Annotated in this window: 21 protein-coding genes; 5 read left to right on the top strand and 16 right to left on the bottom strand. The window is 64.8% G+C overall.

The annotated features are described in order from the left end of the window. Positions 1-308 precede the first annotated feature (308 nt). Together AC6I65_RS05140 and AC6I65_RS05135 are read left to right on the top strand one after the other, a co-directional pair. Positions 309-2,252: a beta-CASP ribonuclease aCPSF1 gene (locus AC6I65_RS05140; protein WP_497902980.1), complete on the top strand. Its 1,944-nt coding sequence runs from the start codon at positions 309-311 to the stop codon at positions 2,250-2,252. A gap of 124 nt (positions 2,253-2,376) precedes the next feature. Continuing rightward, positions 2,377-2,856: a DUF8130 domain-containing protein gene (locus AC6I65_RS05135; protein WP_497902979.1), complete on the top strand. Its 480-nt coding sequence runs from the start codon at positions 2,377-2,379 to the stop codon at positions 2,854-2,856. A gap of 144 nt (positions 2,857-3,000) precedes the next feature. Here the strand turns inward: AC6I65_RS05135 and AC6I65_RS05130 are convergent, their stop codons facing one another. After that, positions 3,001-3,753 (bottom strand): glycosyltransferase family 2 protein, encoded by a 753-nt coding sequence (locus tag AC6I65_RS05130; protein ID WP_497902978.1) that lies wholly within the window; start codon positions 3,751-3,753, stop codon positions 3,001-3,003. Between the two features lie 145 nt (positions 3,754-3,898). Here AC6I65_RS05130 and AC6I65_RS05125 point away from each other — a divergent pair, with 145 nt between their 5' ends. Beyond that, a complete protein-coding gene (locus AC6I65_RS05125; RefSeq protein ID WP_497902977.1) occupies positions 3,899-4,867 on the top strand; it encodes a beta-ribofuranosylaminobenzene 5'-phosphate synthase family protein in 969 nt (322 codons plus the stop codon). Positions 4,868-4,920: 53 nt separating this feature from the next. On the opposite strand, the gene AC6I65_RS05120 is transcribed toward AC6I65_RS05125, so the two are convergent. Continuing rightward, positions 4,921-6,657, bottom strand: a complete 1,737-nt coding sequence (locus AC6I65_RS05120) for a hypothetical protein (RefSeq protein WP_497902976.1) — start codon at positions 6,655-6,657, stop codon at positions 4,921-4,923. Positions 6,658-6,805: 148 nt separating this feature from the next. Here AC6I65_RS05120 and dph5 point away from each other — a divergent pair, with 148 nt between their 5' ends. Both dph5 and AC6I65_RS05110 read left to right on the top strand, forming a co-directional pair. Then, complete coding sequence (dph5, locus tag AC6I65_RS05115) at positions 6,806-7,579, top strand: diphthine synthase (RefSeq protein WP_497902975.1); 774 nt, start codon at positions 6,806-6,808, stop codon at positions 7,577-7,579. 9 nt (positions 7,580-7,588) lie between these two features. Continuing rightward, a complete protein-coding gene (locus tag AC6I65_RS05110; protein ID WP_497902974.1) occupies positions 7,589-8,197 on the top strand; it encodes a GrpB family protein in 609 nt (202 codons plus the stop codon). 15 nt (positions 8,198-8,212) lie between these two features. Here the strand turns inward: AC6I65_RS05110 and AC6I65_RS05105 are convergent, their stop codons facing one another. The 14 genes from AC6I65_RS05105 to AC6I65_RS05040 form a co-directional block, all read right to left on the bottom strand. After that, positions 8,213-8,659 carry a PTS fructose transporter subunit IIB gene (locus AC6I65_RS05105; RefSeq protein ID WP_497902973.1) on the bottom strand — a complete coding sequence of 149 codons (447 nt, stop codon included), beginning with the start codon at positions 8,657-8,659 and terminating at the stop codon, positions 8,213-8,215. Between the two features lie 3 nt (positions 8,660-8,662). Next, a complete protein-coding gene (gene ptsP, locus AC6I65_RS05100) occupies positions 8,663-10,372 on the bottom strand; it encodes a phosphoenolpyruvate--protein phosphotransferase (RefSeq protein ID WP_497902972.1) in 1,710 nt (569 codons plus the stop codon). Positions 10,373-10,389: 17 nt separating this feature from the next. Beyond that, positions 10,390-10,662: an HPr family phosphocarrier protein gene (locus tag AC6I65_RS05095; protein ID WP_497902971.1), complete on the bottom strand. Its 273-nt coding sequence runs from the start codon at positions 10,660-10,662 to the stop codon at positions 10,390-10,392. Then, a complete protein-coding gene (locus AC6I65_RS05090) occupies positions 10,662-11,126 on the bottom strand; it encodes a PTS sugar transporter subunit IIA (protein ID WP_497902970.1) in 465 nt (154 codons plus the stop codon). The genes AC6I65_RS05095 and AC6I65_RS05090 overlap by 1 nt, the downstream gene beginning before the upstream one ends. A 24-nt stretch (positions 11,127-11,150) precedes the next feature. After that, entirely contained in the window at positions 11,151-12,272 is a 1,122-nt protein-coding gene (locus AC6I65_RS05085) for a fructose-specific PTS transporter subunit EIIC (protein WP_497902969.1), read from the bottom strand. Positions 12,273-12,296: 24 nt separating this feature from the next. Next, entirely contained in the window at positions 12,297-13,205 is a 909-nt protein-coding gene (pfkB, locus tag AC6I65_RS05080; protein ID WP_497902968.1) for a 1-phosphofructokinase, read from the bottom strand. Next, on the bottom strand, positions 13,202-13,963 hold the full coding sequence (glpR, locus tag AC6I65_RS05075) for an HTH-type transcriptional regulator GlpR (protein WP_497902967.1): 762 nt from the start codon (positions 13,961-13,963) through the stop codon (positions 13,202-13,204). The genes pfkB and glpR overlap by 4 nt, the downstream gene beginning before the upstream one ends. Before the next feature lie 77 nt (positions 13,964-14,040). After that, entirely contained in the window at positions 14,041-14,217 is a 177-nt protein-coding gene (locus AC6I65_RS05070) for a hypothetical protein (RefSeq protein WP_497902966.1), read from the bottom strand. After that, positions 14,214-15,341, bottom strand: a complete 1,128-nt coding sequence (locus tag AC6I65_RS05065) for an ABC transporter ATP-binding protein (protein ID WP_497902965.1) — start codon at positions 15,339-15,341, stop codon at positions 14,214-14,216. The genes AC6I65_RS05070 and AC6I65_RS05065 overlap by 4 nt, the downstream gene beginning before the upstream one ends. 48 nt (positions 15,342-15,389) lie before the next feature. After that, entirely contained in the window at positions 15,390-16,310 is a 921-nt protein-coding gene (locus AC6I65_RS05060) for a carbohydrate ABC transporter permease (protein ID WP_497902964.1), read from the bottom strand. After that, complete coding sequence (locus AC6I65_RS05055; protein ID WP_497902963.1) at positions 16,307-17,236, bottom strand: carbohydrate ABC transporter permease; 930 nt, start codon at positions 17,234-17,236, stop codon at positions 16,307-16,309. The genes AC6I65_RS05060 and AC6I65_RS05055 overlap by 4 nt, the downstream gene beginning before the upstream one ends. A gap of 38 nt (positions 17,237-17,274) precedes the next feature. Continuing rightward, on the bottom strand, positions 17,275-18,549 hold the full coding sequence (locus AC6I65_RS05050; protein WP_497902962.1) for a sugar ABC transporter substrate-binding protein: 1,275 nt from the start codon (positions 18,547-18,549) through the stop codon (positions 17,275-17,277). A gap of 294 nt (positions 18,550-18,843) precedes the next feature. After that, positions 18,844-19,824: an isocitrate/isopropylmalate dehydrogenase family protein gene (locus AC6I65_RS05045; protein WP_497902961.1), complete on the bottom strand. Its 981-nt coding sequence runs from the start codon at positions 19,822-19,824 to the stop codon at positions 18,844-18,846. Positions 19,825-20,482: 658 nt separating this feature from the next. Continuing rightward, positions 20,483-21,328 carry a helix-turn-helix transcriptional regulator gene (locus tag AC6I65_RS05040; RefSeq protein WP_497902960.1) on the bottom strand — a complete coding sequence of 282 codons (846 nt, stop codon included), beginning with the start codon at positions 21,326-21,328 and terminating at the stop codon, positions 20,483-20,485. Between the last annotated feature and the right edge of the window lie 226 nt (positions 21,329-21,554).

Raw genomic sequence — 21,554 nt, 5'->3', positions numbered from 1 at the left:
CGCACCGGATAGGCTCCGATAAGCGGGTTCTTCCTGGAATCTTCCCGCACGAACCAGGCTAACCGACCTGGGAGCGTGCTCGTCACAGCACGACACCGGACACTCGAGACGATGATCCGATACGGTGGACCATTCGTACCCGAACCTGAACCGGAATCGACGAGGTCAGTTCACCCGACGGCTTCGAACCGGCCTCGTCGATTCGTGTGGGTAGACAGCGATCGACCGGTCACCCGCATCTGGTCCCGTGTCCTCGCCGTGACGGCACCTGCCCGGCGACGAGTTCACGCAAGCCACCTCTGGCGACTATGAGTACTGTAGAGCAGCAACTCGACGATTTGAAAGCAGAGATCACGAGCGAGTTACCGAACGACATCTCGGTCTCCTCGGTGAAATACGAAGGCCCCGAACTGGTGGTCTACACGCGCGATCCGAAGAAATTCGCCCGTCAGGGCGACCTCGTGCGAAAGCTCGCGAGCAAGCTTCGCAAGCGCATCACGATCCGACCCGACCCGGACGTCCTCTCCCCGCCCGACACCGCTCGAGCGAAGATCATGGACGTGATCCCGGAGGAGGCGGGCGTGACGGATCTGGACTTCCACGCCGACACGGGCGAGGTGGTCATCGAGGCCGGCAAGCCCGGTATGGTGATCGGTCGCCACGGCTCGACGCTTCGAGAGATCACGAAACAGGTCGGCTGGACGCCCGAAGTCGTCCGCACACCGCCGATCGAATCCTCGACCGTCTCGAACGTTCGCAACTTCCTCAAACAGGAGCGAAGCGACCGTCGGGACATCTTAGAGCGCGTCGGTCGACAAATCCACCGCGAGGAGATGTCCGACGACGAGTGGGTCCGCATCACGACTCTCGGGTGCTGTCGAGAGGTTGGACGCGCCTCGTTCATTCTCTCGACGCCCGAAACCCGGATCCTGATCGACTGTGGCGACAAACCCGGCGCCGAAGGCGAGGTGCCGTATCTCCACGTCCCCGAAGCGCTCGGTGCGGGCGCTCAGACGATCGACGCCGTGGTGCTCACCCACGCTCACCTCGACCACTCCGCCCTGCTCCCGCTCCTGTTCAAGTACGGCTACGACGGTCCGATCTACTGCACTGAGCCGAGCCGCGACCTCATGGGCCTCCTGCAACTCGATTACCTCGACGTTGCGGCCAAGGAGGGGCGAACCCCACCGTACGAGTCCGAACAGGTCCGCGAGGCGATCAAGCACACGATTCCGCTCGAGTACGGCGACGTCACGGACATCGCGCCGGACGTCAAACTCACCTTCCACAATGCGGGCCACATTCTCGGCTCCGCCGTCTCGCACTTCCACATCGGCGACGGCCTCTACAACGTCGCGTTCTCCGGCGACATCCACTACAAGGACACGCGCCTGTTCAACGGCGCGACCAACGACTTCCCGCGCGTGGAGACGCTCGTCCTCGAGTCGACCTACGGCGGGCGAAACGACTACCAGACCGACCAGGCCGACTCCGAGGAGAAACTCAAGAAGGTGATCAGGGAGACGGCCGAACGCGGCGGCAAGGTGCTCATCCCGGCGTTCGCGGTCGGTCGCTCCCAGGAGATCATGCTCGTCATCGAGGAGGCCATGCGCGAGGGCGACATTCCTTCGATGCCGGTCCACCTGGACGGGATGATCTGGGAGGCGACGGCGATCCACACCACCTATCCGGAGTACCTACGCGACGACCTCCGGGATCGGATCTTCCACGAGGACGAGAACCCGTTCCTCGCCGACGAGTTCAACCACATCGACGGCGGCGAAGACGAACGCCAGGACGTCGCCGACGGCGGTCCCTGCATCATCCTCTCGACGTCCGGGATGGTCACCGGCGGCCCGATCATGTCCTGGCTCTCCCACGTCGGTCCCGATCCCGACTCGACGCTCGTCTTCGTCGGCTACCAGGCCCAGGGAACGCTTGGCCGACGCATCCAGAACGGCTGGGACGAGATTCCGACGAGCGAAGTGGGAAGCAGGGGCCGAAACGGCAACGGGAACGGTCGCGGCACCCTCAAACTCAACATGGACGTCGAAACGGTCGACGGCTTCTCCGGCCACGCCGACCGCGCCGGCCTCGAGAACTTCGTTCGGACGATGAACCCCCGGCCCGAGAAGGTCCTCTGCGTCCACGGCGACGAACGCTCCGTCCAGGACCTCTCCTCGGCGCTCTACCACGAGTTCAACATGCGGACGTTCGCGCCGAAGAACCTCGAGACGTTCCGGTTCCTCTGAGTCGGCGCCCTCGAACGGCACTCGCGCCACTCGCTGCGGATAGAACGAATCGATCCCGGTACTGTCGACCGCGTCGTCTGCGATGTTTCGATATTGTTTTATAATTCTGACCATATTGTGGCGTATGAAGCGTCGGCGATATCTCTCGGCAACCGCAGCGGGTGCGGTAGCAGGCTTCAGCGGCTGTCTTTCCGTTTTCGATTACACCGTCGAACTGGCCGGGGTCGTCGGCATAAATCACGCCGAGGAACCGAAACAGCTCGAGGCCCGCGTCCTGGATGGGGATTCAGAGATTCTGACAACAGAGATAGAACTCGACGCGGCCGAACGAGGAGACGGGTACGTGCTCGCCAGTCACGAGAGCGTCGAGTGTCGATGGTCGGCCGAGGCGAAGTCGTTCACCGTCGAAGCACGAGCGGCGGGCAAGTGGCAGTCCGTCGACGTCGCGGACGAAGTCGACGGAAACTGCGCCGTCGTCGGTCTCGAATTCGGCCACCCGTTCGAACCGGACCTCCGCTTCAGAGTCGATCCGTGCGACTCGATCGATCGCTCGTCAGACCTGTTTTGTACCTTCGACGAGAGTGACGAGCATAACGGGGAGTGACGGGAGTAATGGTCGAGAGTGTCCGGACTCGAACCACTTCGAATTCCCGTTGCCGTTGGTACGGGTTCCGGCCTTCGTTTCTCAACCCGATGGTCAAGACGGTCGACGTCAGCGTTCCGCGCTCTCGAGAGTACGAGCCATGCGCTAGAAGTACGTCGCTGACGGTGACCGACCGGGTAGCAGATACGCCAGATAACCGCGAGCGTAGGTCAGGAAGAGACGCCCGTACCCCTCCCGCTCCTGTCGGCGGACGGACGTCCTGACCGCACACTCCCGGTCGTAGACTACCTCGCCCTCTCGACGGAGGCGCAGGGAGAGATCTGTGTCCTCGAGAAACGGGAGCGACTCGTCGAAGCCGCCTACCCGTTCGAAGGCCGTCCGACGCACGCTACAGTTGGGCCCAGGCTGCTGGACGAATCCAAGCGGCCAACTGAGTCGATACCACCAGTCCGAGAGGAGCCGAAAGCAGACACGGTGGCGAAGGCCGGGCTCGAGCGGCTCGAGCGGTCCGCCGACGCCCACTACGGTGGATTTCGTCGCTACCGAGTAGTGACGGCAGTGGTCGCGTACCCACGTCGGCGGAACGACGGTGTCTGCGTCGGTGAAACAGAGCACGTCGCCGGTCGCTCGTCTCGCACCGCGGTTTCGTGCGTGGGCCGGCCCTGGGGCCGTCTTTTCGGCCCCATTCCTGGACTCCTCGGATCGGCTCCCGAACTCGTCGCGAAGTACGCGGTCGACGACGGCGTGCCCGCGAGCGACGGCAATCGTCTCCGCCCCGTTCGCGACGACGACCACCTCGAGGTCGCCGTCGAAACGCTGGGCTGACAGCGAGTCGAGCGTCGCCTCGAGTCGGACTCCTTCGGCTTTCGCGGGCACGACGACCGAGGCGCTGACCATGCACCGGACTGTCGTTTCGAGGACAAAAATCGAGGTGATTCGTCCCTCGAGACCGCAGTCATGGATTCGGAACGACGGAGGCGGATCATCGGCGACCGTTGCCACCGTCGCAACCCCCTTTTCCGCGCGTTTCATAGGGCCAGCAATGTCGAGCGTGACCGTCAGCGCGGGTGCCCGCCTGCACTTCGGATTCCAGAACCTCTCGCTGGCCCGAGAACGCCTCTACGGCGGGATCGGAGTCGGCCTCGAGGAGCCCCGCGTGACGGTAGCGGCTGAACCAGCGGATTCCGTCCACGTCGAGGACCCGCTCGCGGAGCAGTACGCCCGGCGGGCGGTCGAGCGATTAGCCGTTCCCGGTGTTCGCCTCGCCCTCGAGGAACGGCTCCCGCGACACGTCGGGTTTGGGAGCGGGACGCAACTCGCCCTCGCCGTCCTGGCAGCGACGGCGGGAGCGTACGACCTCGAGCCGTCGATTCGCGACCTGGCACCGGCGCTCGGACGGGCCGGGCGGAGCGGGATTGGCGTCGCGACGTTCGAGGACGGCGGGTTCGTCGTCGACGCGGGCCACCCGACGGGCCGGTTCACCACCGAGCCGCCGGCCGAGGGCGACTGGACGGTTCCGCCCGTCGTCGCCAGACACGACCTCCCCGACTCCTGGCGGTTTCTGGTCGTCGTCCCGGACGTCGAACCCGGCCGTTGCGGCGAGGACGAGGACGCCAGCCTCCGCTCGGTCATCGAACACGCCGATCCGGGAATCGCCGACGACATCGCCGGCGTCCTCACGCGAAAACTGCTCCCAGCGGCCGCGGAAGGCCGACTCGAGGCCTTTGGCGAGGCGATCTCGACCATCGGCCACAAGAACGGTGCCTGGTACGCCGACGTCCAGGGCGGCGTCTTTCGCCCGCCCGCGGGCGAACTCGTCGACGCACTGGCCTCGAGTCCGGTCGTCACCGGCGTCGGACAATCGTCCTGGGGACCGACCGTCTACGGCGTCACCGACGACCGACACGCCGACGAGGCCGTCGCCGCGGCGAGGGACGCACTCGAGGGGACGGGCGTCGAGGGACGAGTTCTCGTCTCGCGGGCGACGACCGAAGGCGCGACTCGAGAGTGATAGAGCGGGAGCGATAGCGAGGGAACGACTCGAGAGCAATAAAGAAAAAACGCTCAGTTGCCGTTGTCCGACAGGTAGAGCGTTCGGTCGATGATGCTGACGGCCCCCTGTCCCCAGCGCTGGACTGCCGCGCCGTCGGCGTCCGGCACGTCGATGACGATCTGCTGGCCGTCGATCGTCACGTCGCCGTCCGGCGTCGACTCCTGGTCCGCGAAGCTCTGGAGCTGATAGGTGAGCAAGCGCTTCGTCGACCCCGTGATGGACACCGTTTTGGGGTCGAACGTGTAGGTCAACACGGCCCCGTCGTCGGTCTCCTCGGCGGACACCTCGAAGCCGTGACTGCTCAGCGAGAGGTCCGGTTTCTCCTCGTTGAGCGTCTCGAGTGCGCGGTCGACCGGAATCTCCTCGATGTCGTCCTCGGCGGTGTCGACGTGGTCGGCGGGATCGAACGGATCGAATGCAGCGGCCGCGTCGTCCGGTGCGTCCGAATCGTCTGTTTCGTCCGGTTCGTCCGCGCCGTTCAATTCGTCCAGGTCCTCTGGTCCATCATCCACAACCTCGACACTCCCGTCGTCGCTCGCTTCGTCCAGATCGCCCGATTCTCGAGGAGCGGGCGTCTCGAGGGACGGGTCTCGTTCAGTCTCGGCCACGGCGTCGGCATCTGCAGCGACCCCTTCCGAGAAGGTGAATTCGCCTCTATCGGCGTCGGTTTCTGGAGTCGGGTCAGAATCGCTGGCGGTCGCCGTGTCGAGGTGGTCGGGTTCGACGTCGCCGTTGGCATCAGAGGACGCCTCGAGTCCGGCCCCGTCGGAGCCGTCCATCGTCGACTGTCGGACGGCTTCGGGAAAGTCGGGACTATTCGCTGGCGGGGCGGCGTAGACGGTGGATTCGTCATCGTTCGCTGTCTCCGCGTCGTCATCTCCTTCGTCCGTTGCCCTCTGCTCGTCGCCGTCGTCCGAACCCGAGTCGTCATCCTCGCTGTCTGAACTCGAGCCCTCGACGTCCGGTTCCGGGGCGCTCTCGAGTTCGCCGGCGATCTGGGGGTACCTGGCGTCGGCGATCGTATCCCGGTCGAGCGGGGTAGCGTACCACGCCGTTCGATCCGGGGACGTGATGAACCTCCCGCGGTTGCGTGCGAGCAGTGCGTCGTCGGATTCGGATTGCGCGTCCTCGGTGTCGTCGAGTTCGTCGTCGCCGTCGGCATCGCTCGCGGCATCCTTCTGCTCGTTATCCTCGCCTTCCGACTCGAACGACTTGGCACCGTCGTCGTTCGACTCGCCTACATCGTCATCCTCGGGTCCGGGCGACTGGGTAGCCGTTTCGTCGTCCGTCGTCTCGTCAATCGCCGCGGAGTCGTCCACCGCAGAGTCGTCCGCTCGAGCCTGTTCGACCTCGGACGTCGGTCCTGCCTGTTCGGCCTGGTCCTCGTGTGCGGGCTGGGGTTGTGCGTGCGCCTGGCCCGCCGGTGTCTGGTGTGGCGCCTGCTGAGGCTGCTGGGGCTGGTGAGGCTGCTGTCCCTGCTGGGCCGGACCCTGCGTCCGCCCCGAACTGATCGTCCCGCTACTCAGATGCAGCTGGGTCCCACCGCCGGAACCGTGGGAAAATCCCTCGAGGTTGTGCCCGACGTCGGTCAACCCATCGTCCAGCGTGTCCTCGAGTTTGTCGACTTTGTCACCGACGCTACGGAGGGCGAGCGAGAGGTCCCAGAGGACGACGACCGCGAAAAACAATAGCGCCAGAAAGACCGTTACAGCGACACCGCCCAGAAATTGCACGTCCATCTCGACCATACTAGTAACTACATTCGAAATCTCCTGGTCGTACCTTAGTAGTTCGGACCGTTTCAGCGGTCGACTCACCGCTCGATACGCATGGCTGTAGCGCTCGAGAACGGGCGTGACTCGAAAGCGTATTCCACCCGCCGCCAAAAGACCCGGTATGCTCACGTTCGTCGGACTCGGCCTCTACGACGAGCGGTCGATCACCGTCGAGGGCCGGGACGCCCTCCGGAACGCCGACCGTTCCTACGCCGAGTTCTACACCAGCCAGCTCGTCGGGACTACCGTCGAGTCGCTCGAGAACCACCACGGCATCGACGTCGAGGTCCGTGACCGGGCAGGGGTCGAACAACATCCGGACGACATCCTCGAGGCCGCCGAGACCGAAGACGTCGTCTTCCTCACGGCCGGGGACACCATGATCTCGACCACGCACGTCGACCTCCGATTGCGTGCTCACGAACGCGGAATCGAGACCCGCGTGATCCACGGCATCACCGCCCAGACCGCAACCAGTTCGCTCACCGGGCTCCAGAACTACCGGTTCGGGAAGGCGACGACCCTCCCGTTCCCCTACGCCCACGGCGCCGACGGGTTGCCAGCGAGCGTCACCGAGACCATCGAGGCGAACCGCGAGGCGAACCTGCACACGGTCGTCTACCTCGACATCAAAGCCGAGCGCGGCGAGTACATGACCGCCGAGGTCGCCGCCGAGTTGCTCGCCGAGAAGTACCCCGACCTGGTGGGCGTCGTCGTCGCTCGAGCCGGCAGCCCCGACCCCCTGATCGAGGCCGGGACGATGACCGACCTCGCCGAGCGGGAGTTCGGCGACCCGCTCCACCTGCTCGTGATCCCCGGCGAACTGCACCTGCTCGAGGCCGCCGCCCTCTGTGAACTGGCGGGGGCGGATCGGGACGACCTCGAGATTGCCTGATTCGCACGAATGCCGGAGTCCAGTCCCCCGAACGACTGCCCCCCGAACGACAGTCCACCACTCGGCCTCGCACGCGGGACCGTCGCCCTCGTGTCACACCACCCGGGGTGGCTCGACGCGGCCGCGGCCGAACTCGAGCGACTCGAGCAGGCGTTCGAACGTGACGGGGTCGACGACCGCGTCCTCGGGTACGAGCACGTCGGTTCGACGGCCGTCCGCGGACTCGCCGCGAAGCCGATTCTGGATCTGCTCGTCCTGGTCGCGGACTTGGAGACCGTTTCCGGTCTGCAACCGGCGCTCGAGCGCCTCGGATACGAACGGCGACCGAACGACGGCGTTCCCGACCGCGTCTTCTTCGCGAAGGGGACGGAGACCGACCGGACGCACTACCTGGCGGTTGCGCCGTGGGGGAGCGACTGTCACCGCGAGCAGGTGGTCTTCCGGGACTTTTTGTGCGAGAACCCATCCACGGCCGAGGCGTACGAGACGCTCAAGCGACGGCTCGCGGGGCGTTATTCAGATGAACGGGCAGCGTACACCGACCGAAAGGAACCGTTCGTCGAAGAGATCCTTGAGCAGGCCGTCTCGGCGGGGTACGGACTCGAGGAACGGCCCTAGCCGGACGGATCGGCACTACGAGAAGAACCGCTTCAGTCGGGCGAGCAACCCGTTCGCTCGTTCGTCGTCTCGACCCGCGGAAACGCCCCTCTCGATGGCTCCCTGGTCGGGACGAGGGGGTTCCGAGCGCCTGTCGTCGGCCCCCGTGGTTCCGTCGTTCTTCGCTACCTCGACCGCCCGTCCGAGAAGCCCTTCAGCGTCGTCGACCGCGTCTCTCACCGGCGCGGCCACGAGCGGTTTCCCGTCGAACCGGTCGCGTTCGACCGACGTGGCGGCGGCGATGATGACGGCGTCGGCCGCCCCGATCAACTCGCCCGAGAGTTCGTTCTCCGTGCCCATGGCCCCCTGGACCTCGACGTCGATCTCGTGGCCGCTCGCCTCGGCGACCCGCTCGAGGTTCTCGGCGGCCATGTGACTGTGTGCGATCCCCGTCGGGCACGCGGTGACTGCGACGAACTTCATGGGCTAGCGGTCCGCTACGTAGTCACGAACCGTAGGTTTCGTGGTCGCCTCGAGCGCGCGTTCGACGAACGACCTGGCCTCGTCCGTGTCGACGTCGGTGACGCTCGCCTTCACCTCGGGAATCGAGAGGGGAGTGACGCTGAGTTCGTCGAGGCCGAGTCCGATCAGGAGTTCGGTCAGTTCCGGATCGGCGGCCATCTCGCCGCACATCCCGATTCGAGCGCCACCCGAGTGACCCGCCCGGACCGCACGCTCGACGATCCGAAGTACCGCCGGTTCGCAGGGATCGTGGAGGTGGGCGACTCGATCGTTCTCCCGAGCAGCGGCCATAACGTACTGGGTGAGGTCGTTAGTCCCGATGCTGAGAAACTCGACGCGTTCGGCGAACGCCTCGGCGAGCAACGCCGCACTCGGCGTCTCGACCATCGCGCCCAGTTCGGGCATCGCGTAGTCGACGCCCTCCTCGGCGAGCGCCCCGGCCGCCGATTCGACCGCCGCGATCGCCGCCTCGAGTTCCCCGATCGTCGACACCATCGGGAACAACACCGACAGCGAGCCCTCGCCGATGGCCTCCGCCCGGAGCAGGGCCCGCAGTTGCGTTTCGAATCGTTCGGCGTCCGGGCCGAGTGACCGACGAATCCCGCGCTCGCCGAGGAACGAGTGCTCCGCACCGGGGCGGTCGGGGGACAAAATCGGTTTGTCGCCCCCGGCGTCGAGGGTTCGGACGACGACGCGGCCCTCGGGAAACGCGTCGAGTACCTCCGCGTAGGTCTCGACCTGTTCGTCCTCGTTCGGCGGCGTCGGTCGGTCCAGAAAGAGGAACTCGGTTCGAAAGAGCCCGATTCCATCCGCGCCACGGTTGATCGCCGCCTCGAGGCCCGAGAGCGTGCAGACGTTGGCGTCGACCGCGATCGGTTCCCCGTCGGCCGTAGATACCGGCGCCGCGCGAATCTCGACGCCCCCTCCCCCCTCGGCGCGCGCTCGCTGTTCGGCCGTCGGATCGACGGTCACCGATCCGGCGTCGCCGTCGACGAGGACGTTCGCACCGGCCTCGATCGACCGCAGTTCCTCGCCCACGTCGACGACGGCGGGTATGCCGATCGATCGGGCGAATATCGCCGAATGAGCGGTTCGTCCGCCTTCGACGGTCGCGAATCCAGCCACTCGGTCGGGGTCCAGCCGTGCGGCGTCGCTGGGCGTGAGTCGTCGAGCGAGCACCACTGCCCCGTCTAGCAACGCACCGAGGTCGACGCGATCGTCGTCAGCGAGTACCCGAAGCAATCGATCGCGAACGTCCCGGAGGTCGTCGGCCCGCTCGGCCACTGCGCCGTCCGTCTCCTGGAACTGGTCGATCGGACCCTCGAACGCTCGACGGACCGCGTGTTCGGCGGGCAGTCGATCCGCGATGGCGTCCGCGACGGCGTCCGTGATCTGCGGATCGTCGAGGAACTGCCGGTGGGCGTCGAAGACCGCCGCTTCCGCCTCGCCAATCCGTTCGGCCGTTCGCTCGCGTTCGCGCTCGAGTTCCTCGCGAGCGCGCGCTCTGGCGTCGTCGAACCGATCTCGTTCCACCGCCGGGTCGACCGTCGCCGGCTCCGGCGGTGCCTCGAGGTCGGCGGCGGAACCGGAACGGGCCCACACCGCGGTCCCGACGCCGACGAGGGGAGCAACGCCCGTCCCGTCGATCGTTCGGCGGTGGTCGTCTTCGGGCATGGTTGGAGTCTCAGGGTTCAGGTCGAACGCTTCGCTTCGGGCGTCGAGAGCACCGACTGGAGGGCGTCAAGGGCAGCCTCGGCGTCGGCCCCCTCCGCGACGATTCGAACCGCCTGGCCGCTCGGAACGCCGAGGCTCGTCACCGCGAGGACGCTCTCCGCCTCGACGAGGTCGCCGTTCGCCGGCCCGACCCGTACGTCGGCGTCGAACCCGTTCGCGGTCCGGACGAACGCCGTGGCCGGGCGGGCGTGGAGTCCGTCCTCGGGCGCCACGGTGACGATCCGTTCCATCAGGTGATCACCTCCGTGAGCGCGTTTCGGACCTCCGCGGGCGACTCGGCGTCGTGAAGGCGCTCGCGCACCTCGTCGTGTACGAGCGCACGCGAGAGCGAACTGAGCGTCGCGAGGTGGTCATCGGCCCCGCTCTCGTCGGTGGGAGCGAGCAGCATGAACAGGAGCGTCGCCGGTTCGGCGTCCGCATCGCCGAGAGGGACCCCCTCGCTCGAGCGGGTGAACGCGACCGTCGCCCGCCTGACGACCTCGGTCCTGGCGTGGAACAGGCCGACGCCCTTTCCCACTGCAGGGCTCGTCTCGGCCTCGCGGGCGAGGACGGCCTCGAGTGCGACGTCGCGGTCCGTCACGCGGCCGGCCTCGACGGCGCGGTCGAGCAGGTACTCGATGCAGCCGTACGCGTCCGGGGGTGGCTCCTGGAGCGCGATGAGCTCCGGTGTGAGTACGGCGTCGATGTCGTCCATGCGTGTAGTATACCCGGGAGGGGTTTAATCAGTCACTCTTCCCCTGTCTCTCGATCTCGCCGCACTCGAAACGGCCTCGTAGTCGGGTTTGAGGGCCGTGACGACCACGGCCGTCACGACCGTTCCGACGGCGAGACACGCCAGGAACTGGAGCCATCTATTGGCCAAAAGCACGACGAGAACCCCGCCGTGGGGCGCGGGCATCGCCACGCCGAGCCACACCGCCGTCGCGGCCGCGGTCGCGCTTCCGAGCACGGTGCTAGGGACGACCCGGGCGGGGTCGTCGGTCGCGTAGGGGATCACCCCCTCGGTGACGAACGACAGCCCCATCGCCAGCGCGGGTCTAGCGCGTTCGTAGCGCCCCCACGGATACTTCTGCGGGGCGACGACGTTGGACAGCGCGAGTCCGAGCGGCGGCACCATGCCAGCGATCATCACCGCCGCCATCGGCGCGTAAATCTGCTCGGGAATCAGCGTCACGCCGAATACGTACGCGATCTTGTTGACGGGGCCACCGCTGTCGATCGCCATCATCGCGCCCAGAACGGCCCCCAGCGCGAGCGCTTCGAGACCGGCCGCGTCGCGGGCGAGGGCCGTAAGTCGCTCCATCGCGAGCGCGAGCGGTGGCGCGAGCAAAAAGAGCACGACCGGCGCGAGTACACAGGTTACCAGGACGGGAAGCAGGAGAACCGGGACGAGCGGTTCGACGGCCTTCGGGACGTCGAGGCGAGCGAGGGCGGCGACGACGACGCCGACGAGCAGTCCGACCCCGAGCGCCCCCAGATAGCCCGCCCCCGCCTGGCCGGTCTCGATTCCGACGATACGGCCCGCCTGCTCGACGACCGCACCCTGCTGGACGAGTGCGGCCAGGACGAAACCCGGCGCGAGCGCTGGTCGATCGGCGATTCCGTAAGCCACGTACGCGCCGAGTACCGGCACCGCGAACGCGAGCCCCGCACGACCGATCTCGGCGAGAAACCACGCGAGCGTGCCCGGTCGCTCGAGCGCCCCCGCTCCTCCGGCGATGTGAGCCGCTGCGAAGAAGACGCCGCCGATGGTGACGAACGGGATCATGAAGCTCACGCCGGTCATGACGTTCCGTCGAACCGACTCGAGATGGTCTGAGAGGGCGGTCGTGACGGTCATGTTCGTGTGCGCCTCCGGCGCGGATCACCTTGTAAAGAGCGGGACGTCGGTCGAGTCCGAGCGCAGACCAGACATCTCGGGGACGGTCGTCCCCGGGACCGAAACGACCTCCGCGGCGACGGTCACGCCCATGCGGAGGGCGGCGGTGCCGGACTGCCCGCGGACGAACGTCGAGAGGACGCCCGCCAGCAGCGCGTCGCCCGCGCCCACGGTGTCGACGACGTCGGTGTCCTGGGATTCTGCCCGATAGATCCCGTCCGGTGAGGCCAGCAGCGCGCCGTCGTCGCCCAGCGATGCAACGACGTGTTCGAATCCCTCGTCGCGGAGCGCCTGTGCCGCTTCCACGCACTCCTCGACGGTGTGGACGGGCATTCCCGTCGCCGTGCCGAGTTCGCGGCGGTTGGGTTTACAGACGAAGTACTCGCTTCGAAGTCCCTTCAGCAGGTCGCCCTGGACGTCCACGACGGTCTGCCACGGTCCCGCTCGAGCGATTCGATCGATCGTCGCCGGGCCCAGGTTCGGTGGAAGGCTCCCCGCGACGACGACCATCTCGGGGTCGTGCTCGCGGACCTTCGCGACGACCTCGCGGACGGTTTCTTTCTTGACGTTGTGTCCCGATTGGTTGATCTTGTACTCCTCCTCGTCCGTGAGAATCGTCGTGTTGAGACGGGTACAGCCGCCCATCTCGACGAAATCGTTCGGCACTTTCTGTCGGACGAGTTGCTCCTCGATGTACGTCCCCAGAAAGCCGCCCGTGAGTCCGGTCGCCAGCGTCTCGATGCCGAGTCCGTAGAGGTACTTCGAGACGTTGATCCCCTTCCCGCCGGGATCGTACTGAGACATACTCGCACGCTTGACGGCGTCGGAATCGAGTTTTCCCTCGACAGTGATGGTGTGATCCACGGCCGGATTGAGAGTCACGGTGAGGATCACTCGACCACCCCGTCGACGACGTCGACGCCCGCGGCCTCGAACGGCTCGCGCTGGGCGTCGGTGAGGACCGCATCGGTCACGAACGCGTCGATCGAGGCGTAGTCAGCGAAGTGGACGAAACTCCGCCGACCGAGTTTCGACCCGTCGGAGACGAGGACGACCCGCTGGGCCTTCTCGACCATCAACGACTTCATTCGCGCTTCGTCCTCGTTCGGCGTCGTCAGCCCCGACTCGGGGTGGATAGCGTTCGTTCCGAGGAAGACGACGTCGAAGTTCGTCCGCTCGAGGAATTCCTCGCCGGTGGGCCCGACGAGCGCCCAGGTCTGCTCGCGAAGCGTGCCGCCGGTCAGCTTCACGTCGCCGTGTTCGCCCAGTTCCATCGCGATGAGCGGCGAGTTCGTCGCGGCGATAAACGCGACGTCGGGCGTGGCTTTCGCGACTTCCATGGTCGTCGTGCCGGAATCGAAGAAGACGACCTGCCCCTCGAGGACCTCCTCGGCCGCACGCCGCCCGATGGCGCGTTTCGCCTCCAGGTTCTGCACCTGTTTTTGGCTGTAAGAACGTTCCTCGGCGACGCTGGTGATCGGAAGCGCGCCTCCGTGAGAGCGTTCGATCAGCCCGTCGGACTCGAGGTCCTGCAGGTCGCGACGGATCGTCGCCTCGGAGACGCCGAGTTCCTCGGCGAGTTCGGTAACGGTCTGTCCGTTCTCCTGGGAGACGACGTTGACGATTTCGCGTTTCCGTTGTTTGGGCAGCATGATTCGGGCGGGGGTAACGGTACTCGTTGGTTGAGTGTTCTCCGGCCCGGACCTTATGTGTTTTCGCTCGTTTCTGCTCATCTTTGACGGCTCGAGAGGATCGCGAGGACGAACGTGACGATGGCACCGACGCTCGATACGATCGCGCCGCCGTAGATCCCTTGCAGGTAGTTGTACGTCGCGACCAAGACGAGCGCGACGCCGAGTGCCAGCGGGGCGAACTCCGCTACCGAAGCCGTGTCGATCGACGTCACGCGAGTTGCTCTCCACCTTCCGTCGTGGGTCTGGTCTCGGAATCGAACGTGAGCGACTCGCCGGATTCGGAGTCGAAGTAGTGGAGCGAACGGCGGTCGAATTCGACGCTGACGCGATCGTCGACCTCTATCGGGCCGCCCGGTTCGACCGACGCTTTCATCGTTTTGCCGTCGCCCAGTCCGAGTTCGAGGACGGTCTTCTCACCCTGCGGTTCGACGACGTTGACAGTCGCTGGCAATCCGTCGGGACGTAACGTCACGTCCTCGGGACGGACGCCGAGAACGACCTCGTCACCGATCGACTCCTCGAGCGCCCACTGATACTCGTCGGGCACGCTGTGCTGGAAGGGGCCGAGGTCGAGCGCGAGGCCGTCCTCGCTCCGGTGGACCGTTCCCTCGAGGAAGTTCATGCTCGGCGATCCAAGGAAGTCCGCAACGAACAGGTTCCGCGGGTTGGAGTAGACGAACGTCGGCGGGCCGACCTGCTGGATCTGGCCACCGTCCATGACGGCGATCTGGTCGCCGAGGGTCATCGCTTCGACCTGGTCGTGGGTGACGTACACCGTCGTCGTCGAGAGCGTGTCGTGGAGTTTGTTCAACTCCGCGCGCATCTGGACGCGAAGCTTCGCATCGAGGTTCGAGAGCGGTTCGTCCATCAGGAAGACGTCCGGTTTGCGAACGATCGCTCGGCCGAGGGCGACGCGCTGTTGCTGGCCGCCAGAGAGCTCCGCCGGTTTGCGGTCCAGCAGGTCGTCGATCTGAAGCAGATTCGCCGTCTCCTGGACGCGCTCGTCGATCGTCTCCTCCTCGACGCCGTGCTGTTCCAGCCCGAATCGCATGTTCCCGCGCACTGTCTTGTGGGGATAGAGCGCGTAGTTCTGGAACACCATGGCGATGTCGCGCTCGTACGCGCGACGGTCGTTGACGACCTCGTCACCGATCTCGATCGTTCCCTCGCTCGCTCGCTCGAGACCGGCGATCAGCCGTAGCGTCGTCGTCTTGCCACAGCCGGAGGGCCCCACCAGGACGGTAAAGCTCTCGTCGGGGATTTCGAGGGAGACGCCGTCGACGGCGACGATGTCGTCGAACCGCTTGACGAGGTCCTCGAGTCGTACTTCAGCCATCTATACCACCGCCGGTGATCGTGTGTCGTAGGTGCATCGGTTTCGAATTCATTCTTTTACCGCCCCCTGCGTGAGCCCGCTGACGATGTACCGCTGGAAGAACAGCCCGAACAGGATGCCGGGCAACGCGGCGATCATGCCGCCAGCGGCGAGGTGCGCCCAGTCGATGAAGTCGTCGGCGACGAACAGGGAGACGGCGATCGGGAGCGTCTGCGAGGTCTGGCTCCGCGTGAGTACCAGCGCGAAGATGAACTCGTTCCACGAGAAGATGAACGCGAGAATCGCCGTCGCCGCGATGCCGGGCTTGGCAACGGGAAGGATCACTTTCACGAACGCCTCCCAGGTCGAACAACCGTCGACCATCGCCTGTTCGTCGAGCGACTCCGGCACCCCGTCGAAGTAGTTCTTCATGATCCAGACTGCGAACGGGAGGTTGAAGAACGTGTACGTCAGGATGAGCGCGACGCGCGTGTCGGTGAGGTTCCCGGTCAATCCGCCGATGAGCGGCGGGTTCGACATGATCTGGAAGAACGGGACGATCAGCGCAATCGGCGGAATCATCCGCGCGCCGACGATCGAGAGCAACAGCGCCTTGTTCCCCAGGAAGTCGTACCGGGAGAACGTGTAGCCGGTCAACGTTCCGAGCGTGACGCAGATGACGGTCGTCGTCGTCGCGACGATCAGACTGTTGATCGTATACGCTTCGAACGGCCGGTTCCGGAAGATGTCGACGTAGTTCTGTACCGTCGGCTCCTGCGGAAAGAACGTGATCGGAATCGTCAGCACCTCGCTCTGGGTCTTCAGGCTCGTGATGAAGATGTAGTAGATCGGGAACCAGATCACGATCACGTACAGGAGCAGTAGCCCGTAGGCGAGCAACCGTTCTCTGACGACGCTCGGCCACACGTCGTCCGTGACGAGGCCGGCGCGTTCGGCGACTCTGTTGAGACGTGAATCTTTCGTACTCATGAGTTGTAAGGAGTCCCTCCGAAGACCGAGTAGAGGATCGCCACGATGGCGAACGTGACCGCGAGCATGACGACACCCAGGGCGGCTCCCTCGCCAGTCCGCTGGAACTCCATGGACGTGCGGTAGAGCCAGGACGCCCACACCTCGGTGGACTTCCCGGGACCACCCTTCGTCATCACCCAGACCAGATCGAGTGCCCTGATGTCGAAGATGATCCGAATCGTCAACGCGACCATGATCGACGGTTTCAAGAACGGATACGTGACGTTCCGGAATCGCGACCAGCGGCTCGCGCCGTCCACTTCGGCCGCGTCGTACAGCTGCTCGGGGACGTTCTGGAGCCCCGCGAGCAGGATGATCACGATGAAGGGCGTGAAGACCCAGATGTCCGCGATGATCAGCGCCATCATCGCGAGCGTTCCGTCCGAGAGGAACGCGATCTTCTCCGAGAGCACGCCCGACTGGACGAGCAGACCGTTAATCGCGCCGTTTTTTGATTCGAACATCCAGCGCCACATGAGCCCGCTCATCACGTACGGGAGGATCCAGGGGACGATCACGGCGGTCCGGATCCATCCCCGGCCCTTGAGGTCCTTGTTGAGCAGGAGCGCGATCCCGAGTCCGAGAAGGAACGAGAACGTGACGCTGAAGCCCACGTAGATGACGGTGTTCCTGGTAAACGCGACGAAGTCCGGGTTCAGGACGCCGAGCGTGCCGCCCGATTCGAGCAACAGCCGTTTGAAGTTTCGCAATCCCACGAACTCCGACTCTTGCGTGAGCGGGTTTTCCCAGAACAGACTCGACCAGAAGAGCCTCGCGGTCGGGTAGACGATGATTGCGGCGATCCAGATCAGCGTCGGCCCGACCGTTAGCGGGATGAACAGCCGGTCGAGCGTTCGTCGTAACGACTTCTCTGGCGTTTCCATGATAGTAACTTCTAGCGGAGATAGTGCTCAGGTGCTCTTCACAGAATGCCGATGTCCTGATAGAGTCGGGTGATGTTTTCCTGTGCGTCCTCCAGTGCGGTCTGCGGATCCTTCTCGCCGAGCAGCGCTGGCGTGATTTGCTCGTCGATGTAGTCGTCAACCTGCGGTTGCTGAAGGTACGTCTCGCTCTTGGCGTGCTCGAGGTTGTACTTCATGTCCTCGAGCAACCAGGAGGGGTAGGCGTCCTGGATCTCGTCGTCTTCGTAGACGTCGGGGACGACGCACGGGTTACCTTCGACGAGCATGTTGTTCTTGCACGACTCGCGGTTCGTCATGAATTCCGCGAACCGCTGGGCAGCCGCTTTGTTCTCCGAGAACGCCGAGATACTGATTCCGTTCGTGTCCTGGAACGTGGCACGTCCACCGGGTCCTTCGGGCGGTTTCGCGCTTCCGATGCGGTCTTCGCCCCACTCCTCGATTGCGCGGGAGCCGAGCGGCGTCCACGATTCGACTGTCGCGAACTCGCCAGCGATGAAGGCGTCACCGACCGGCCCTTCGCCCATGCTCGAGATGCCGTCGGGAATAATGCCCTCGCCACGGAGTTGTGTGATGAACTCCATGGCCTGCTGGCCCTCCTCGCCGGCAAAGACCGGTTCGTTGTCGTCGTTGAACAGGGACCCACCAGCCTGATAGATCAGCTGTTTGAACGTGAATACGGATTTATCCGCCCACGTGAAGCCGAATCCGGCGCGGTCCCCGTCCGAGAGTTCCGGCCCCATCTCCAGTACGTCGTCCCAGGTGTCCGGCGGCGTCTCCACGACGTCCTTGTCGTAGAGGAACGATCCCCACTTCCCGAACTCGGGCGCCATGTACGGATCGCCATCGAACGTGACGAGGTCGGCGAGGCTGTCGGGGAAGTTACCCATGTGGTCGTCGTCGACGTCGATCGGCTCGAGCCACCCGGCGTTGACGAAGTCCGCGAGCCACCACGTCGGTCCGTTGAACGCGTCGACCTTCGGGCTCTCGCTGTTGAAGATGGTCGTCAGACTGGTCTTCAGGTTCGCCCAGGGAACCTCGTTGACGTCGACGGTAATACCGGTTTCCTCCTGGAAGCGTTCGATGTTGTCTCTGGTCCCCTCGTCGAACTCGAGGCTCCCCGCGTTGTAGAACGTGATCTCGTCCGCCGTTTCACCGTCGCCCCCGTTCCCGTCCGAATCGTCGCCGAGACAACCCGTGAGGCCCACGATGCTAGTGGCACCGAGCGCCCCCGTCGTCTTCATGACCTTCCTCCGTGTGTGCCGTTTCCCTGGCATACCATCACACATTCCTGAACGTGGTGATAAATCTTACGCAATATCGATCACGTTCGATCACTTCGGTGCGAATTCAACGTAGATAAGGTCGCATAATAGCTGCAGCGGGAGCACTATCGAGCAAAGTCTGCGATAATCGCCGAACGTAGTGCCAATTTTCGGTCGAATAATACGGTCAGTACGGGCGCTCGTAACCGTTTCAACCCGTGAACCACTTCTACGTCAGTCGAAGATCGTGTGCCGACGTGAAATTCGTCCGAAATCGATCACGATCGATCAAAAGAAGTCAGCCACTTACAGACGATCGACGATCGCCGCCGTCACTTCGTCCGTCGAGGCGTCGCCACCCAGGTCGCCCGTCCGCGGGCCGTCCTCGAGCACGCCTTCGACCGCCTCCTGGACGGCCGTACCCTCGTCCTCGTGGCCGAGGTACTCGAGTAGCATCGCCGCCGAGAGAATGGCGGCGGAAGGGTTGGCGACGCCCTGGCCAGCGATGTCGGGAGCGGTGCCGTGGACCGGTTCGAAGAGCGCCCGGTCGGGTCCGACGTTCGCGCTCGGGAGCAAGCCGAGACCGCCGACGAGCCCCGCCGCGAGGTCCGAGAGCACGTCGCCCGCGAGGTTCGGGCAGACGACCACGTCGAACTGCGTCGGGTCGAGACAGACGTGGGTGGCGAAGGCGTCCATCAGCACCTCCTGTGTCTCCATGCCCTCCGCGTCGGCCACGTCAACGACCGCATCGCGAAACCGACCGTCAGTTTCGCGCATGACGTTGGCCTTGTGAACGACCGCGAATTCGTCGAGGCCGCGGTCTTCGACGAACTCGCAGGCGAACTCAGCCAGTCGTCGCGAGGCCGAGTCGGTCACCACGCGCGTCAGCGTCGAGAGGTCGTCGCTCAGCCGGGTTTCGTGGCCCGAGTAGACCCCCTCGGTGTTCTCCCGGAGAAAGACGAGGTTCGTCTCCGGCCGAACCGCGTCGACGCCGGGGTAGGCCCTGGCGGGACGCACGTTGACGAACGAGTCGACGGCCTCGCGAAGTGGAAGAATCACGTCCGCAGCAGTTTCGCCCGCGGCACCGAAGAGCGTCGCGTCGCTCGAGGCGACGAGATCGTAGGTCTCCTGGGGAAGCGCCTCGCCGGTTTCGGCCTTCACGGCGTCGCCCGCCGCCGCCTCTCGAAACGAGAAGTCGATGTCCAGCGCCTCGAGTACCTCGAGCGCCGCCGGTGTCACTTCCTGGCCGATGCCGTCGCCAGGGACGACGGCGATGTCGTGGGTCATGCTTGCGGTCGTTCTGGAAGCCCAAAGAGGGTATCGAAAGCGGTATATTTGCCAGTCCTGGCCGGAAACGAGCGGTCGTATATCAAGATATCGTACAGTCTCGGGAACCCGAATAGCCAGAAAGGTTATCATACTCGCATTCGAGTATCTGCTTCATGGTGGTGCTCGGACGGACCCAGCTCGCGTACAGTACACTGAATACACTCGGGAAGCGAGAAATTTCGTACAGTGGGTTAGTGCTTCTGAACGTACTCTTCCTGTACCTCTTCGGGTGGCTCGTCGTCGTTCCGGTGGTGTTTACCCTCGGGTTCTTGCTCCACGCACGAACCCTGTGACGGAACCGAACGGGGCCTCGCGGTACCGTCGAATCGTCACCCCCCAGTAACCAGGTACCGCGGTCGCCTCGAGACACCCATTGACCAGAACGCGGAGGCTAACGACTGAGACGCATCGAGCGTTCGCCCTCGATGAATTCCGCGACGCCGGTGGAGCGATGCCACCACGGAATTCGTCGAGTCTACAGGTAGCAGGTGAGCCACCCAGCGCCAGCGCTGGATAGAACGTTTTCGAAGAGGACCCGAGTGGTTCCGACACGCGCGAATGGGTCGAGGTCCTCACGGCGAGACGGCAAGATTCGAGGACGACCCTGGCAAGACGGCTACAATGCGGGCCCGTCTCGTTCTCGAGACTGAGCAGAGTTGACGCCGACCGAGTGGTCTGGCCCGACCTCGTCAGGATCCACTGTGGTCGCTTCGTCACGGCACGTTTCGAAGAGGTCGACTGCCCACTCGTAGACGGCCTCGTCTTCGGTGACGAACCCTCCTTTGACGACGCCCTGCTCGTCAGTGAGGTCGATTCCAACCGCGCCGTCGACGATCCCGACTGAGATCGGAACGTCGTCGAAGACGGAAGCGTGGACGTCCGTTTCCTCGAGCATCTCGCGCAACTGCTTCGCGGAGGTCGGATGGGTCCGGATGGCATCGAGGACGTCCGGTGTGATCACCATCTCGAGGCGGGTGTCCCCGTGGACGGTCGATTTCCAGTCGTTTTCGATGAACTCCGGGGCGACCGTGCGTGTAACGCCTCGAATCCGGTCGCTAGAGCGGCGAAATTCGAGTATCCGTCGAACGATGGCGGTCGCGTCACTCTCCTCGAGAACGATGAGTTCGGCATCGCGAAGGCGTCGGACGTCGAACGTCACGAGGTCGGACGGTAGCCACTGCAGCGGTTCGCGGAGACGACGTTCGGCCTCCATTTCTCCCACCAAGCGAGTGAACTCGTCACACACCCATTCACCGGTCGGTGTCACCGTACACTCCTGTCCCGAGCGTGCGATCCAGTTGCGCGCTTCGAACTCCCGGAGAATGCGCGCGGTCGTTACCCGCGATGCACCGATCCGTTCCCGGATCTCGTCGTGGCTTTTGGGTGCCTCGACGAGGAGTCGTAAGACTGCCACGCGGTTCTCCGAGTTCGCGAGAAACGCGACGTCCTCGAGTGCGCCCATCGTGTCTATTGGTAACCTGCAACGTGGCATTAACCTATGGGATAGATGGCGGCGGTGGGATGGCTGTGTCCGGTGGCGGTTTGGTCAGGTCCGTCGCTATCGTATGGCCTGGTCACGGTGGTTGGTTCACGGTCGCCGAGGTCGTTGTGTCACCATCCGTTCGTCGTTCACGCCGTGATCAGCGACGACACCGTGACCGACGTAACCCCCGGAACGTCATGCGGAT

Source organism: Natronosalvus sp. KLKA75, assembly GCF_059736265.1.
This window is presented reverse-complemented; position numbering and strand designations above follow the sequence as displayed.

Bases quoted from the DNA above. Each gene is read 5' to 3' on its own strand.
- AC6I65_RS05055 (WP_497902963.1), bottom strand. From the start codon at position 17,236: ATGGAAACGCCAGAGAAGTCGTTACGACGAACGCTCGACCGGCTGTTC.
- AC6I65_RS05130 (WP_497902978.1), bottom strand. From the start codon at position 3,753: ATGGTCAGCGCCTCGGTCGTCGTGCCCGCGAAAGCCGAAGGAGTCCGA.
- AC6I65_RS05140 (WP_497902980.1), top strand. From the start codon at position 309: ATGAGTACTGTAGAGCAGCAACTCGACGATTTGAAAGCAGAGATCACG.
- AC6I65_RS05060 (WP_497902964.1), bottom strand. From the start codon at position 16,310: ATGAGTACGAAAGATTCACGTCTCAACAGAGTCGCCGAACGCGCCGGC.
- AC6I65_RS05120 (WP_497902976.1), bottom strand. From the start codon at position 6,657: ATGGTCGAGATGGACGTGCAATTTCTGGGCGGTGTCGCTGTAACGGTC.
- ptsP (WP_497902972.1), bottom strand. From the start codon at position 10,372: ATGCCCGAAGACGACCACCGCCGAACGATCGACGGGACGGGCGTTGCT.
- glpR (WP_497902967.1), bottom strand. From the start codon at position 13,963: ATGCTGCCCAAACAACGGAAACGCGAAATCGTCAACGTCGTCTCCCAG.
- AC6I65_RS05065 (WP_497902965.1), bottom strand. From the start codon at position 15,341: ATGGCTGAAGTACGACTCGAGGACCTCGTCAAGCGGTTCGACGACATC.
- AC6I65_RS05040 (WP_497902960.1), bottom strand. From the start codon at position 21,328: ATGGGCGCACTCGAGGACGTCGCGTTTCTCGCGAACTCGGAGAACCGC.
- AC6I65_RS05135 (WP_497902979.1), top strand. From the start codon at position 2,377: ATGAAGCGTCGGCGATATCTCTCGGCAACCGCAGCGGGTGCGGTAGCA.
- AC6I65_RS05110 (WP_497902974.1), top strand. From the start codon at position 7,589: ATGCCGGAGTCCAGTCCCCCGAACGACTGCCCCCCGAACGACAGTCCA.
- AC6I65_RS05085 (WP_497902969.1), bottom strand. From the start codon at position 12,272: ATGACCGTCACGACCGCCCTCTCAGACCATCTCGAGTCGGTTCGACGG.
- AC6I65_RS05105 (WP_497902973.1), bottom strand. From the start codon at position 8,659: ATGAAGTTCGTCGCAGTCACCGCGTGCCCGACGGGGATCGCACACAGT.
- AC6I65_RS05045 (WP_497902961.1), bottom strand. From the start codon at position 19,824: ATGACCCACGACATCGCCGTCGTCCCTGGCGACGGCATCGGCCAGGAA.
- dph5 (WP_497902975.1), top strand. From the start codon at position 6,806: ATGCTCACGTTCGTCGGACTCGGCCTCTACGACGAGCGGTCGATCACC.
- AC6I65_RS05095 (WP_497902971.1), bottom strand. From the start codon at position 10,662: ATGGAACGGATCGTCACCGTGGCGCCCGAGGACGGACTCCACGCCCGC.
- AC6I65_RS05090 (WP_497902970.1), bottom strand. From the start codon at position 11,126: ATGGACGACATCGACGCCGTACTCACACCGGAGCTCATCGCGCTCCAG.
- AC6I65_RS05050 (WP_497902962.1), bottom strand. From the start codon at position 18,549: ATGCCAGGGAAACGGCACACACGGAGGAAGGTCATGAAGACGACGGGG.
- AC6I65_RS05125 (WP_497902977.1), top strand. From the start codon at position 3,899: ATGTCGAGCGTGACCGTCAGCGCGGGTGCCCGCCTGCACTTCGGATTC.